Origin of the sequence: Allobosea sp. BK604 (assembly GCF_004341515.1) — a bacterium.
Classification (GTDB): Bacteria; Pseudomonadota; Alphaproteobacteria; order Rhizobiales; family Beijerinckiaceae; genus Allobosea.
In genome coordinates this window covers 341,626-355,826 of sequence record NZ_SLZF01000008.1, presented here as the reverse complement: position 1 = coordinate 355,826, position 14,201 = coordinate 341,626, and the positions used below count along the sequence as shown (strand labels likewise).

Genomic DNA, 14,201 nt, shown 5'->3' with positions numbered 1-14,201 from the left:
GGCTACCTGCGCCGGAACTGCGGCGCGCCGGTCCCGGGCGTCGAGCGCTTGCTCGGGTGCCGGACCGGCGTCGGAAACGTCATTGCTTTCGCATGGTCCAGCAGCGCCTCGATGAATATCTCCGCAGCCGGAGAGAAGGTCTTGCCGTCGCGGGTGATCACCGCGACGTCGCGCCTGATCTCGGGCCCCTCGATTTCGCTGAAGCTGACGGCCGCGTCGACCAGGACCTCGACGGATCTTGGCAGGATCGCAACCCCGCAGCCGGCCTTGACCAAGGCGATCGCAGTGCCCGCATAGGCCAGTTCATATGCCGGCTTGATCGCGAAGCCGGCCCGCACGAATCCCTCGTCGGCCAAGTGGCGCAGCAGGCTCTGGCGGCTGAGGAGGATCACGGGGAGATCGACGAGGTCTCGCCAGCACACGCGTGGCAGCTCGTTGAGCGCATGGGCCTTTGGATAGACCGCGACCAGCGGTTCCTCGAAGATCGGCGTGCAGCGCAGGCCGGCTTCGGGTCCCTGATAGCTGGCGACCGCGAGATCGGCGGCGCCGTTACGGACCTGGGCGACCACTTCCTCCGGCAACGAGTCGCGCAGCACCACGGAAATGCCGGGATGGCGAGCCTTGAACGCGCCGACCACGGGCGCGAGGAAAGCAGTCGCCAGAATGTAGGGCGCGGTTATCGTGACCTTGCCGCGCTGCTTTGCCCCGAGTTCGGCCACGTTCGCGATGGCCGCATCGAAATCGTCCAACAGCCTTTCAGCGCTCGCCATCAGCTCAAGTCCGAGGGCTGTCGGCTCGAGGCGGCGCGTGGAGCGCTCGATGAGCTGGACCTCGAGATTCTCCTCCAGCTGCCGGATGAGAAGGCTCAGCGCCGATTGCGTCAGGTGCAGTTGCGCCGCCGCCTTGGTGAAGCTCTTCAGCTGAACCACCAGGGCGAAGGCGCGCAACTGCCGGATGGTGACATTCATCGCGCCTCACCGTCGAGCAAGGCGCATTGGAGGGTGCCCTTGGAGCGAAGCAGCCATCCACGCCGCAGTATCGCCGATCGCATGTTCATATTCATAAGCATAGCTCATCAAATGATATAAATTTCTCGTTTGATCAATAAGTCACATGCACCTCTAATGGGAAGAAGGCGATCGGCCGCACGGGGAGAGATCCAGAATAATCTGAGGCAAACCCTCGGCAAGTCGCAGTTGCCGCTGACAGGGAAGGCTTCGTTCGCAAGCAAGATTTGCGAGCTACGGCCAATACTCATCGTGTAGCGGCATCGCCCCAAGCAAATTTGCTGATCATGACTGGCGATTGATTGCCGCTCGCAGCGAGCCGCGGTGCTTTCGCATGAAGAATAATGTGTGTGTGCCGAGATCGGCCAAGTGATCTCGAAATCGGGCGCATCGGCGGGGAGGTCAGGATGAATCGCAGGGAATTGATGATCGGTGGAATGGTGGCAGCGGTCGCGGGACTGCACGCCCCGCGGAGCTATGCGCAAGCCGCTTATCCGAACGGCCCGGTCAAGCTTGTCGTTCCGTTCGCCGCGGGCGGCGTCGTCGATGCGGTCGCGCGGCATTTCTCCGAGAAGATGAGCGCTCTGGTCGGTTCCTTCGTCGTGGAAAACCAGGGCGGGGCCGGTGGTCTTCTCGGCGCGAGCGCCGTCCGGCGCGCAGACCCGGATGGCCAGACGCTGCTGTTCGGGGACACGAGCTCGCTCACCATCGCGCCCTATATGAAGGACAATCCGCCCTACGACGCGCTGACCGATTTCCTGCCGATATCGATGCTCGCGACCTCTTCGACCTCGGTTGTCGTCCATCCCAACATACCCGCCAATTCCCTGAAGGAATTCATCGACTACGCCCGCAAGAACACGGGCAAGCTGTCTTACGGCTCGGCCGGGGTCGGCACCGTCACGCATCTTGCCGGCGAGTCGCTCAAGCAGAGGGCCGGCCTTCCGGAGCTCGACCACGTGCCCTATCGCGGCGCGGGACCGGCGCTGAACGATGTCGTCGCGGGCATGGTGCAGGTGGCGACCCCCAACATCACCGGGCAGGTGCTCGAGCTGCATCGCGCCGGGAAGATCCGGATTCTCGCCGTCCTCTCGCCGCAGCGCCTTGCGGCCGTCCCCGAGATTCCGACCGCCAGTGAAACCGTGCCCGACCTCGTCGTTCGCTTGAGCTGTGGTGTCATCGCGCCTGCCAAGACTCCGGATGCGATCGCCTCCAGGCTGGAAGCGGCGGCGGCGAAGGTTCTGGCCGATCAGGATTTTGCGAAAGTCCTGTCCGTCTCCGGGCTCGAACCCTGGAAGGAGCCGGGCTCGGCCAATGCGCGCAAGTTCCTCGCGCTCGAGCGCGAGCAATTGCTGCCGATCATGAAGGCGGCAGGCCTCCGGGCCGCCTGAACGTCAAGCGTATTCGCGTCAACGAACGATCGTGGCCGGAGCGCGGGAACGCTTCGACGGACCGGCCGCGAGATCTGCCTATGACCTTATGATGGATTGGAGTCTCCGAGATGGTTGCGTCGCCCCCTGACGTGAATGGATTTGCCTGGCCGAACGGTGCCCGGATTGCCGTCGTCGTGACGTGCCTGCTGGAAACCTGGTCCGGCGACCAGGGACCACCATTCTCGGTCCAGACCACCTCGCTGAAGCCGGGCACCCATGATCGCGCCGCGATGACCTGGGGCACCTACGGAACCCGCAACGGCGTCTGGCGGCTGCTGAAGATCCTCAACGATCACCAGGTCCCCTCGACCTTCGTGTCCAACGCGCATTCGATGGAACTTGTCCCCGATGCGGTCGAGGCGATGCTGAAGACGGGCCACGAGGTCGCGGCCCATTCCTATACGCAGGATGCGCTGATGGCCTATCTGAACCCGGATCAGGAAAGGGCTCTCATCCAGAAATGCGTCGACGTCTTCAAGAAGCTGACGGGAGCGCCTCCCAAGGGCTGGCTCAGCCCCGTCCTGGCGCCGACGGCAAGCACGGAGAGTCTGATCGCCGAGGCCGGCTTCCTCTGGTACGGCGATTACAATCATATCGATCTGCCCTTCTGCGTCGATACGGAGTCCGGCCGGCTGGTGGCGATCCCGCATACGGATTTCGCGGATCATCGCGTCCTGCGCGCCAATCCGCGCGACTGGTTCGAGGTCTACAAGGACACGTTCGACTATCTCTACGAGAACGAGCCGACGCCCTATCTCAACATCACCTTGCATTGCCATTTCGGCGGGCGGCCACTGATGGCGGCGCAGCTCGACCGCATCCTGCGTTATATCAAGGGTTTTCCAGGCGTCTGGATCGTCCGGCACGACGAGCTCGCGCAGTGGGTCTCCGAGCGGAACATCGGCGAATGGCGCAATGGCGACCGCCTTCTCGGACGCAACGGCGCCAGGCCGGGCGCTGCCTGAGAGCGACCGTCGCCCCCCGGACCGATGCTCCCGCGCTGAAAAGAGACCCCGATGCTTAGCGAAGACGATCGCCGCAAGGCCGCAGACCTCATCCTCAGGGCCGAGCGCGAGCGCAAGCCCTGCACCCAGCTTTCCAAGCTGTTTCCCGAGATGGAGATCGCCGATTCCTATCGCGTCCAGGATCTCTGGGCCGAGGCCCGCATCGCGAATGGCGCGCGCGTCGCGGGCCACAAGATCGGGCTGACCTCGCGCGCGATGCAGATGGCCTCGAAGATCAGCGAGCCCGATTATGGCCGCATCCTCGACGATGCGCTCTACAATGACGGCGCGCAGATCAGGACCGAGGCCTTCATCAAGCCTCGCCTCGAGGTCGAGCTCGCCTTCATCATGGGCGCGGACCTCACGGGTCCGGGCTGCCGCATCTACGATGTGATGCGCGCGACCGAATTCGTCGTTCCGGCGCTGGAGATCATCGACTATCGCACGGAGGTCCCGCGCGCGATCGTCGATACGATCGCGGACAATGCCGCCTTCGGCGCGATCGTCGTCGGTGGCCGTACGATCCGCCCCTTCGATGTCGACGTGCGCTGGATCGGCGCCACGCTCTCGCAGAACGGCATCATCGAGGAATCCGGCGTCTCGGCGGCGATCATGGGCCATCCGGCAGCGGGCATCGCCTGGCTGGTCAATAAGCTCCGCGATGTCGGTGCGGGATTGAAGAAGGGCCAGATCGTGCTCGGCGGCTCCTTCACCAGGCCGGTTGACATTCGCAAGGGCGATATCATCCATGCCGACTACGGCCCGCTCGGGGCCATCGGCGTCTCCTTCGTCTGAGGCATGGTGATGAAGCTTCCGGAAAACCGCTTCAAGCGCGCGCTGCGCGAGGGCCGCCAGCAGATCGGCCTCTGGTGCAGCCTCCCCGGCAGCTATGCGGCGGAGGCGGTGGCCGGCTCAGGCTATGACTGGCTGCTGTTCGACACCGAGCATTCGCCGGGCGACCCGCTCACGGTGCTCGCCCAGTTGCAGGCGGTGGCGCCCTACGACGTCTCGGCCATCGTGCGCCCGGCGAGCAACGACGCCGTGCTGATCAAGCGCTTTCTCGATCTCGGCGCGCAGAGCCTGCTGATACCCTATGTCCAGAATGCCGCCGAGGCGCGCGCGGCGGTCGCGGCGATCCAATATCCGCCGGACGGCATTCGCGGCGTATCCGGATTGACCCGCGCCACGCGCTTCGGGCGGATCGCAGATTATGGAAAGCTTGCAGCGGACGAGCTTTGCCTGCTCGTCCAGGTCGAGACGCGCGAAGCCCTGGAGCAGATCGAGGCGATCGCGGCGGTCGAAGGCGTGGATGGCATTTTCATCGGCCCGGCCGACCTGGCGGCCAGCTTCGGCCATGTCGGCAATGCCGGCCATCCCGAGGTCGTGGCGGCGATCAAGGACGCGATACGGCGCATCCGCGCGGTGGGCAAGCCCGCCGGCATCCTGACGCCGGATACCGCCTTCGCCAAGCGTTGCATCGAGATGGGAACGCTCTTCACGGCGGTGGCGATCGACGCCGGAATTCTGGCGCGGGGCACCGAAGCAGTGGCGCGGGAGTTCAAGCCACCCCGTCGCGAAGACAGAGAATAGGCCGTCCCCGAGCGACCACCTGATCGGAATCGGAAAGGGCGCCGGAAGGCGCCCTTTCGCTTGGCATTGGCCGTGACGCTCAGACGAAGTGGAAATCGTCGGCGTGAAGGCTGGCGAGCTGAACGTTCTTCAGTGTCAGCGCGGTGCCGGCATCGATCGTGAAGACGGTGTCCGCACCGACCTGATGAGCTGCACCGATCGCCGCGCCGAAATCGGCGAAGACATTGGTCGCGAACTCGATGACGTCCGAGCTGGAACCCGTCGTCCTGAAATCGGCGATCGCATCCTTGCCGAAGCCCGCGGCGAAGACGAAGACGTCATGGCCCGAGCCACCGGTCAGGGCGTCGTCGCCGACGCTGCCGGTGAGCCGATCATCGCCCGAGCCGCCATCGACGCTGTCATCGCCGGCACCGGCCAGGACGATGTCGTTGTCAGAGCCCGCATCGATGATGTCGTTGCCCGCGCCAGCATCGATCGTGTCATCGCCCGAGCCCGCCTTGATCGTGTCGATGCCGTTGCCGCCATCGAGCGCATCGTTGCCCGAGCCGCCGTCGAGCAGGTCGTCGCCTTCACCGCCCGAGAGTGTGTCGTCACCGGCGCCGCCCTTCAGCGTGTCGTTGCCGGCGCCGCCGTCGAAGGCGTCGTTGCCATTGCCGCCGGTCAGCACGTCATCGCCCGCACCGAACAGAACCTGCTCGATATTCGAGAAGCGGTCGGAACCGATGCCGGCGCCCGAGACGAGGCCCCGAGCGAAGTCGAGCGAGAGAGGACCGGTGAGCCCGGAGAGGTCGAGCGTGTCGAAGCCCGCGCCACCGTCGATGACGTCATCGCCGGCGCCGGCGAGGATGAGGTCGTCGCCCGCACCACCGTTCAGCGTGTCGTTCCCGGCCCCGCCGTCGATCACGTTGGCGAGATCGTCACCGGTGATCAGGTCGTTGCCGGCGCCGCCGACGACGTTCTCGATGCCCGTCAGCGTATCGGAGCCGATCGTGTCACCCTCGGCCGCGTTGGCGGCGAGATCGACCACGATGGCCGCGGCCGCGTCGGAGTAATCGACCGTATCGACCCCCTCGCCGCCGATCAGGTCATCGTCGCCCTCGCCGCCGAACAGGACATCGTTGCCGATGCCGCCGATCAGCGCGTCATCGCCGACACCGCCCTTCAGCACATCGTCGCCGTCGTCGCCGGAGAGGATGTCGTCGCCTTCGCCGCCATCGAGCACATCGTCGCCTGCGCCGCCGAACACGATATCGTCGCCCTCGCCGCTAGTGATGGTGTCGTTGCCCGCGCCGCCATCGATCTCGATATCGCCGGAGACGGCGGTCAGCGTGTCGTTGCCGGCGCCGAGCAGGATTGCGCCTGCGACTTCCCCGTCCGCTTCGAGCGTCACGCGGTCGTTGCCGTCGCCCATGTCGATCGCCGAGCCGCCGGTCGCGGTCATCGTGCCGGAATTGGTCAACACGTCGTCGCCACCGCCCATCTTCACGCCGCCGATGATGGTGCCGGAGTTGGTCAGGGTATCGCCGAAGCTGCCGACGATGTTGATAGCCTCGCCGCCGCGCATGCGCTCGGCGAACAGGGCGATCTCCGCCGGCGTCACATTGGTCGGCAGGTTGCCGGCGCCCCGGATCAGGCCTTCATTGGTGATCGTCGACGCTCCGAGCGCGTTGGCGTTGCTCGAATTGTCGATCTGGATCGCGCGGCCATGGCCGTAGATCTCGCCGCCGGCATAGTTGCGGATGATGCCGCCGCCGATGGCGATGCCCTCCGACACGTTCGGCTCGCCGTCATGGTAGCCGTTATGGCCCAGACCGGCCACGCGACCATAGTTGTCCAGCGTCAGCAGGCCGTCGATATCGATGGCATCACCATCGCTATCGGCGAGATTGGCCGAGCGGCCTTCCATGGTGCCGCGGTTGATGATGACAGCCCGCTCCGCTTCGGTGCCGTCATTGTCCATGTTCACGGCCGAGCCGTTGCGGCCGATCATCGTGCCTTCGTTGTAGACCCGCATCTTGCCGTCGCCGGTGACGGCATGGCGCGAGGCTTCGATGACGCCACCGGCATAGTTGTTCACGTTGCCGGCGTCAGCGGCGAGATCGACGCCGTCGCCGCCGCCGACCAGCCCGTCGGCATGCTTGATCGTGCCGTAGTTGTTGACGACGCTGCCGGCGCCGGGACGGAGGACGTCCGGAGTGACGGTGGTCTGCAGGATCAGGCCGCCGGCGAGGTTGTTGACCACGATCGGGCCGGCCTTGGCGTCACGGAGATCCATCCGGTCGGTCGTCAATTCGATGCGGCCGGCATTGTTCAGCGTCACCGGCGTGCCCGCCTTGACCGAGCCGAGGTCGATCACGCCCCGGATCACGCCCGTCGCCTGATTGTTGAGCGTGAACGAGCCGCCATTGTTGTTGGCGCTGGTAATCCCGCCGCCGATCAGGCCGGAATTCTCGATCACGACATTGGCGCTCGCGGACTGCCAGTTGATGGCGTTTCCTGTCGGGACCACGAGGCTGCCGCCCTGGTCGATGACGAGCTGGGTGGCGACGTTGATCAGCGCCGAGTGGGTCTCGCCGGCGAGGATCTTGGTCGGGGCGCTGTCGTCATTGTTGATCGTGCCGGCGGCGATCGAGTCGTTGCCGACGACGATGCTGCTGGCATTCGGATTGGACGCCGACTCCAGCACCAGCAGGAAGCGCTCGGCCACTTCGAACAGGCCGTCGCCCTTCACCAGGATGGTGACGGTCGTCGAGCTCGCGCCGGCCGGAATCGTGCCGGTTATCATCGGCAGCGCGCCGCCGACGAAATCGGCGCCGTTGGCGGCGGTCGCATAGGTGCCGGCTGGAACGCGGACACTGAAAGCGACATCGCCCGTGGTGCCGCCGGTGCGCTCGATGGTGAAGGTGAAGGCGGTCTCGGTGCCGTTCTGGCCTTCGCTCTTGGCCAGGTTGAGCGAGCCGGCCGCGAACTGAACGACCTGCACGTTCGGATCTGTCGAGAACGAATGTGCCGGGAAGGGCAGCTCCGGCAAGATGCCGTCATTGGCGTTGTCGGCGGAGGTGTCCTGCTTGAGCCAGTTCGCCGGGTTGTTGATGGCGGCGAGATACTCCTCCATCGTCGTCATGCCGGTGCGCGGGCCGTTATAATAGGCGATGTCCGATCCCGCCGGGGTCAGCGCGAGCGCGTCGACGCCGACCGTCAGACCGGTCCCCGTCAGGCTGAGCGCGCCGTTCGAGATCGCCGTCAGGAAGGCGCTCGGCTGGCCCGGGGCGCCGAGATAGGCGTAGACCTGCTCGACGAGATTGTTCTCGTCGAGATTGGCCGAGCTGCCGGTGATGAAGCTGATCGTGCCGTGATTGCTGGAGGCAGCCCCCGCGACGTTCAGCTTGTCCATCGTGATGACGGTGCCGGCCGGGATGTCGGAGCCGGCGGTCCAGCTCCACACGCTTTCGCTGCCCGTGAAGGCCGAGCCGTTCCAGGCGTTGTCGCTGAAGTAGATCACGGTGCCAGCGGCAATGCCCGAGACGGCCACGAAGGCGAGATTGTCGCCGCCATCGGTGTTGATGCCGACGAAGGCGATGCTCGTCTGCGCCGGGTCGTCGTTGACGACCGTCCCGCCCGCCAGAGTGTCCTCGCCGAGAACGGCATCAGGGCCGCCGACATTGGTGACGGTCTGCAACAGGAGTTTGAAGATCTCGCTGCGCTCGAACTGCATGTCACCCGAAACGCGCACGGTGAACGTGCCGGAGCTCTGTCCCTCTGCGATCGTGCCGGAGAAATTGAGGGGCACGGTGCCGCCGAAATCGTCGGCGCCCGTCAATCCGGCCAGGCCGATCGAGCCGGTGAAGTGGATGGTACCGGTCGTGCCGCCGGTCCGCGTTACGGTATAGGTGAAGAGCGTGTCGCCGCTATCGCCCTCGGCCTGCGTGATCTGAAGGGAATCCGCGGCGAAGCTGACCGACTGGGCGTTCGGATCGTCCGAGAAGCCGGCGAGCGAGAACGGCACGTCGGGGCCGACCCCGTCGGAGGCCTCGGTGCCGGGCGCGCTCTGCGAGATCCAGTTGGCCGGGTCGTTGATCAGCGCCAGGTAGTCCGCGAAGCTGCCGGAACCCAGTCGCGGCCCGTCATAGGCGCCGATCTCGGCAAAGCCCGATGGGAGGGTGGTTCCGAGGGCGACGGCGGTCTCGCCCTCGACGAGGCCCGTGCCCGCGAGCGTCAGCGGGTCATAAGACTGTCCCAGGAAGTCTTTCGGGCTGATGGCGGCGAGGAAAGCCTCCGGAGCGTTGGACGCGCCGACATAGGCATAGAGGGCATCGGCGAGATAGAGGCTGATCGTGCCGCCGGAGCTTTGAACAGCAAGGCTCCCGATATTGCTGGTCGGCGGCGCCGAGGCGGACATGGCGATGTTGACGACGCTGCCGGCCGGCACATCGCTGGTCGCGGTCCAGCTCCAATGCGAACCGCCGCCGTTCTTGAAGCTATCCCCGTCCCATTTGCCCTGGTGGAAGTAGATCACCGTCCCCGCGGGCATGTCGGTCAGGGTGACGAATGAGACAGCGTCGGCGCTGTCCGCGCTGTAGCCGGTGAAAGCGATGGAACCGGGACCAAAAGCCATGTGCAATCCTCGTCGAAGTCAAAAGGCAACCAGCCCGCGCGCGGAACGCGCAGGTGCGACGAACGAAGGTGTGGGAGCCAACAGGTGATCACTGCGCGACCGAGGTCGCGTGTTTCCAACCACAGCAATGTTCTGGCCGCGGGATGGGCGATGAATATGACGCAAGATTAACGGTTTCTTGAATTCAGAATACGATGTTTAAATGCTAAAAATATAGGCCGATACCACGTATTTATCTTATATTCGGAACTCGATATATTAAGCGCGGAACTCGATTAGCTGAACACGGCTTTGCTTATCCCGCATTCGGTATTGCCGAAGGTTATTCGCCGGCTATTTTCCGTCGAACTAACTTGAAAGGGACTGCGGCCCAACGCGAAAATTTGAGTGATTTTTTTGGCGTCCGGCGAGCGCGCAGCCTGGATGTCTGGACAAGGCGGCGGCCCGACCTGCACGATGACCGTGGTAGGTTCACCCGGCGTCACCAGCGGATATCGGCGTCGCCCATAACCGTCCTCTCGGGACGAGCTTGGATCGCGACATCGGCCATGCCCGCTTTTCACGGTTGCGCAGATCGCTATGCGCGCGCCTCAGGCGCTGTCGAGCGAACGGAGCACCGCCTTCAGTCCCGGCTCCTCGACCAGGTCGGCAGCGTCGTTCAGCTTGAACCATTCATGCCGCCGCTGGTCGCGCTCCGGCCAGTCGTCGAGCTGGCTTTCGACCGTGAGCAGATAGGCCTCCACCTCGCAGAGCTGGAAATATCCGTCCATCCGCTTCCAATAGAGATAGCGGCCCACCGGCGTCCGGTCGATCGTTCCGATGGCGCCGGCCTCTTCCAGCGCTTCCCGCGCGGCGGCCTCATGGGCCTTCAGGCCCTTGATCGGCCAGCCCTTCGGGATGGTCCAGCGTCCGGTCGTGCGCGTGGTGATCAGCAGAATTTCGAGCGACCCGTCCGCGGCCGTGCGAAGCGGAACGGCGCCGAACTGCTGCCGAGCCTTCTCCTGTGTGCGCAGCCCTTCGTCCATCCCTCGATGACCTTTCCGCTCAGGAAAGGTCTAGACCATAGCGCATCACGAAATGCAACCCAAGGATGCTGCCGATATCGGCCGACTGCTAGGCAGCTCGATCGAATGGCCGTCGTCCTCGCCCTATTGAACGAAGCCTGTCGGGCGAAACGCCTGGCCGCACCGGTCGGCGCGGCCAGGCTTGCTGCGGATGAATCTGGCCGCGCTCCGGCTTGCTGTCTCATCCGCGCGGCCGCCGCGGTGAACGACCGACAGTCATGAGGCTCGGCTCGAGGGAAGCGGCCTCCCGATTGCGGATGGCCGCTTCCTCGCTTTCGCCGGAATTCAGTCGGACCGCCCCTTGGCATTCTTGATCTGGTCCATCACCTGCTCAAGGTTGTAGCTCGCCGGATCCTGCATCGGCGGGAAGTCCTTGTAGGATAACAGCTCCTTCAACCACAGCGCCTGGCCGATCGGCAGCATGTTCCAATCGTAGATATAGGCGGTGGAGGGCGATCCGATCGTTCCGCCCATGCCCATGAGCGTCTTGAACTGCGTACCGATCGAGGTCTCGAAGGGATCACGCTTGATATTGACCACCTGCGCCCAGGCGAAGGGCTGGACGCCCGAGATGAAGCCGGCCGGCGAGTCCGACACCATCGCGAAGTAGATCTTCCAGTTCTTGTATCGGACCGCGGACGGATCCTTGCCCGAGTAATAGAAGAACGTGTCACGTGCGGATTTGTCCGAGCGCCCGAGCAGGTATTCAGCCTGATCGACGCCGTCGAGCTTGGTCTTGACGATGCCGGGATAGCTGCCCGCCATGATGCGCTGGTTCAACGCATCGCCCTTGTCTCCGCCGGCGAGATTGACGAGCGTGGGCAGCCAGTCGAGCGAAGCGAAGATGTCGTTCTTGACCGTGCCCGGGCGAATTCCGCCGGCTGGCCAGCGCATGAGCGCCGGGGCGCGCATGCCGCCCTCCCAGGTGCTCAGCTTGCCGCCCTTGAACGGGGTGGTGCCGCCGTCCGGGAAGGTGATGGTCTCAGCGCCATTGTCCGTGGTGAACACGATGATCGTGTTGTCGAGCTGGCCCATGTCTTCGAGCTTCTTCAGCACGACGCCGATATTGTCATCCATCTGCTTCATGCCGGCCTCGTTGAGGCCCCAGTCCTTGCCGCCGGGCTCGCCAATCATGGCCTCGTATTTCGGCGACAGAACCGTCGTGACATGCATGCGCGCCGGATTGTACCAGGCGAAGAACGGCTTGTTCGTCCGCCTCGGATCGTTGCGCTCGAGGAAGTCGACGACCTTGGCCGAGATTTCCTCATCCACGGTCTTCGAGCGTTCCAGGGTCAGCGGCCCCTCATCCCGGCAGGTCTGGTTGGCCGAGGTGCCGTTGGACGATGTGCAGAATATCACGGGACGCGGCGGTGTCAGGCAAACCGAGGTTCGTGGATCCACCGCGCCGGGGACCGGGGTCAGCCCCGGGATCGGCGTGTTGATGCATGGTGGAGCGACGGTCTGCTGGGTCGGGGTCCTGTTGATGTCCGGGAAGCTCACGCCCTGCATGGCGTCGAGATGATAGAGATAGCCCCAGAATTCCTGGAAGCCGTGCGCGGTCGGCAGCGCATCGGTGTGGTCGCCGAGATGGTTCTTGCCGAACTCGCCGGTATTGTAGCCGAGATCGAGCAGGAATTTGGCGAGCGCCGGGGTGCCGGGCCGCAGATAGGACGGGCTGCCCGGCAATTGGGGCGGGATCATCCCGGTGCGGAGCGGATGCATGCCGGTGAAGAAGGCGTTGCGGCCGGCCGTGCAGCTCTGCTCGGCATAGTAATGCGTGAAGAGAGCGCCCTCCCGGCCGATCCGGTCGATATTGGGCGTCTCCCCGACCATCAGGCCACGATGGTAGATGCTCGGCTGCATGATGCCGATATCGTCACCCATGATGAACAGGATGTTCGGTCGGGCCGGCGCCTGGGCGGGTGCCGGCGCCGGCACCTGCGCGGCGGCCGGCGTCGCCGTCGCGGCACAGATGAACGCGGTCGCGCCCAGAAGAGCCGCTCGCGTCGTCTTGTACGCGCTGTCGATGATGCCGCTGAGCCTCGATCGATTGTCAGCGGGCGAAATATTGGTTGTTCCGGCGAAAATCTCGGCCTGCATGGCGTATCCTCCCCTTCCAGGTCTTCGGAACTCCGCACCCGAGGTCTTGGAAGCAGGCATAGCTTGCCGACGCGACCGCGGATTGCGGCCGGCAAGCCACCGGACGGTCGCAATGCAGCAACGAGCTGCGTCCGCGCGGGATACTGCTCTCGGGTTGTCAGCCATCGTCTTTGGCCGACGATGATCGCTAGGCTTTCAAGCAGGCGTACCGATAAATCGGCCGCCCCTCTACTGGACCATGGCCCAGTAGAGGCCCGGTCACGGCGCCAGCCTCGGTCTGAGGAAGAGCCTGAACCCCAGTCGCGATCAACACGGGGCAGGTCCCTTGGCGTTCATCCTGGAGCGGCGGCGTTGCTCCGGCTTCCGGCGATGTGCGGAGCGGACGCTCGCGCGGCATTCCGGTAGGCCTTGGGTGAAATGCCGGTCACGCGCTTGAAGGCACTGCTGAAAGCGCTCTCGGACGTGTAGCCCAGCGATTGGCCGAGGACCGCCACCGCGGTGGCTTCGTCCCGCAAGGTGCGTTCGGCCAGGCGCATCCGCCATTGCGTGAGATAGCTCAGCGGCGCGACGCCCGCGACGGCCTTGAAATGCGAAGCGAAGGTCGTTCGGGACATCGCGCATGACCTGGCGAGCTCGTCGAGATGCCAGGCCCGACCGGGATCACCATGCATCAATCGAAGGGCGGGAGCGACGCGTGCGTCACCCAGCGCACGCAGCCATCCGGCCGGCATCGCACCTGACGTCTTGAGATGCGCACGCAGGATCTGGATGAAGAGGAGCTGGGCGAGCTGCGCCGAGGCGAGCGGCGCCCCCGGCAGGTCGGAGGCCCGCTCTTCGACGAGTTGGTCGAGCAGCCAGCGGAAGGCCGCCGCCTGCTGCGACGCCGCGGGCACATGAATCCATGGCGGCAGAACATCCGCCAGCAGCCGGCCGCTCGCCGGATCGAGCAGGACATGGCCGCCGATATGGGCGAAATCAGTGCCGTCCCCCAAAATTGCTACCGCTTTGCCGGCGCCGGAAAACAGGCCCATGGCATCGACGGGCGGCAGGCTCGGGTCGCTGGCCAGCACGAATGATCGCTTCGCCGACAGCAGGCCCACATCTCCGGTTTCGAAATGGAGCGGCTCCGCCTCTCCCTCGATGCTGACCCAGCACTCGCCCTTTACGATGGCGAAGAACTTGATCTTGTCCGGCGCCGGAAAGCGAATGGCCCATGCACCTCCCGCCGTGAAGCCGCCGGTCACGAGCGATTCCGCGTTCGTGAATTTGAGGATGTCGGAGAAGGGGTCGGCGTTCATTCCGGACTTTTGCGCAAGTAAAGCGGATTTTCAAGCATTCACAGTCCGAATGCCCTGCCCTATCTCGGCTGAGCCATAGCGGTGATCGAC

General features: G+C 64.8%; 9 protein-coding genes. 4 read left to right on the top strand and 5 right to left on the bottom strand.

Annotated features, from left to right (window positions below; genetic code table 11):
* Window positions 1-2: 2 nt before the first annotated feature.
* Window positions 3-968, bottom strand: a complete 966-nt coding sequence (locus tag EV560_RS24905) for a LysR family transcriptional regulator (protein WP_131858516.1) — start codon at window positions 966-968, stop codon at window positions 3-5.
* Between the two features lie 446 nt (window positions 969-1,414).
* Between EV560_RS24905 and EV560_RS24900 the strand changes: the two genes are divergently transcribed.
* The 4 genes from EV560_RS24900 (at window position 1,415) to hpaI (ending at window position 5,034) form a co-directional block, all read left to right on the top strand.
* Complete coding sequence (locus EV560_RS24900) at window positions 1,415-2,398, top strand: Bug family tripartite tricarboxylate transporter substrate binding protein (protein WP_165923608.1); 984 nt, start codon at window positions 1,415-1,417, stop codon at window positions 2,396-2,398.
* A gap of 110 nt (window positions 2,399-2,508) precedes the next feature.
* Window positions 2,509-3,405: a polysaccharide deacetylase family protein gene (locus EV560_RS24895; RefSeq protein ID WP_131858514.1), complete on the top strand. Its 897-nt coding sequence runs from the start codon at window positions 2,509-2,511 to the stop codon at window positions 3,403-3,405.
* A 51-nt stretch (window positions 3,406-3,456) separates the two neighbouring features.
* On the top strand, window positions 3,457-4,239 hold the full coding sequence (hpaH, locus tag EV560_RS24890; protein ID WP_131858513.1) for a 2-oxo-hept-4-ene-1,7-dioate hydratase: 783 nt from the start codon (window positions 3,457-3,459) through the stop codon (window positions 4,237-4,239).
* A gap of 9 nt (window positions 4,240-4,248) precedes the next feature.
* Window positions 4,249-5,034, top strand: a complete 786-nt coding sequence (hpaI, locus tag EV560_RS24885) for a 4-hydroxy-2-oxoheptanedioate aldolase (protein ID WP_131858512.1) — start codon at window positions 4,249-4,251, stop codon at window positions 5,032-5,034.
* Between the two features lie 79 nt (window positions 5,035-5,113).
* Here the strand turns inward: hpaI and EV560_RS24880 are convergent, their stop codons facing one another.
* The 4 genes from EV560_RS24880 to EV560_RS24865 form a co-directional block, all read right to left on the bottom strand.
* Window positions 5,114-9,649, bottom strand: a complete 4,536-nt coding sequence (locus EV560_RS24880; RefSeq protein WP_131858511.1) for a hypothetical protein — start codon at window positions 9,647-9,649, stop codon at window positions 5,114-5,116.
* Window positions 9,650-10,239: 590 nt separating this feature from the next.
* Window positions 10,240-10,674: an NUDIX hydrolase gene (locus EV560_RS24875; protein WP_131858510.1), complete on the bottom strand. Its 435-nt coding sequence runs from the start codon at window positions 10,672-10,674 to the stop codon at window positions 10,240-10,242.
* A 324-nt stretch (window positions 10,675-10,998) separates the two neighbouring features.
* Window positions 10,999-12,597: an arylsulfatase gene (locus tag EV560_RS24870; RefSeq protein WP_248312194.1), complete on the bottom strand. Its 1,599-nt coding sequence runs from the start codon at window positions 12,595-12,597 to the stop codon at window positions 10,999-11,001.
* 548 nt (window positions 12,598-13,145) lie between these two features.
* Complete coding sequence (locus EV560_RS24865; protein WP_131858508.1) at window positions 13,146-14,111, bottom strand: AraC family transcriptional regulator; 966 nt, start codon at window positions 14,109-14,111, stop codon at window positions 13,146-13,148.
* Window positions 14,112-14,201: the final 90 nt, after the last annotated feature.

Excerpts from the sequence above, each read along its gene's own strand:
- EV560_RS24905 (WP_131858516.1), bottom strand. The coding sequence starts at position 968 with ATGAATGTCACCATCCGGCAGTTGCGCGCCTTCGCCCTGGTGGTTCAG.
- EV560_RS24900 (WP_165923608.1), top strand. The coding sequence starts at position 1,415 with ATGAATCGCAGGGAATTGATGATCGGTGGAATGGTGGCAGCGGTCGCG.
- EV560_RS24895 (WP_131858514.1), top strand. The coding sequence starts at position 2,509 with ATGGTTGCGTCGCCCCCTGACGTGAATGGATTTGCCTGGCCGAACGGT.
- hpaH (WP_131858513.1), top strand. The coding sequence starts at position 3,457 with ATGCTTAGCGAAGACGATCGCCGCAAGGCCGCAGACCTCATCCTCAGG.
- hpaI (WP_131858512.1), top strand. The coding sequence starts at position 4,249 with ATGAAGCTTCCGGAAAACCGCTTCAAGCGCGCGCTGCGCGAGGGCCGC.
- EV560_RS24880 (WP_131858511.1), bottom strand. The coding sequence starts at position 9,649 with ATGGCTTTTGGTCCCGGTTCCATCGCTTTCACCGGCTACAGCGCGGAC.
- EV560_RS24875 (WP_131858510.1), bottom strand. The coding sequence starts at position 10,674 with ATGGACGAAGGGCTGCGCACACAGGAGAAGGCTCGGCAGCAGTTCGGC.
- EV560_RS24870 (WP_248312194.1), bottom strand. The coding sequence starts at position 12,597 with ATGGGTGACGATATCGGCATCATGCAGCCGAGCATCTACCATCGTGGC.
- EV560_RS24865 (WP_131858508.1), bottom strand. The coding sequence starts at position 14,111 with ATGAACGCCGACCCCTTCTCCGACATCCTCAAATTCACGAACGCGGAA.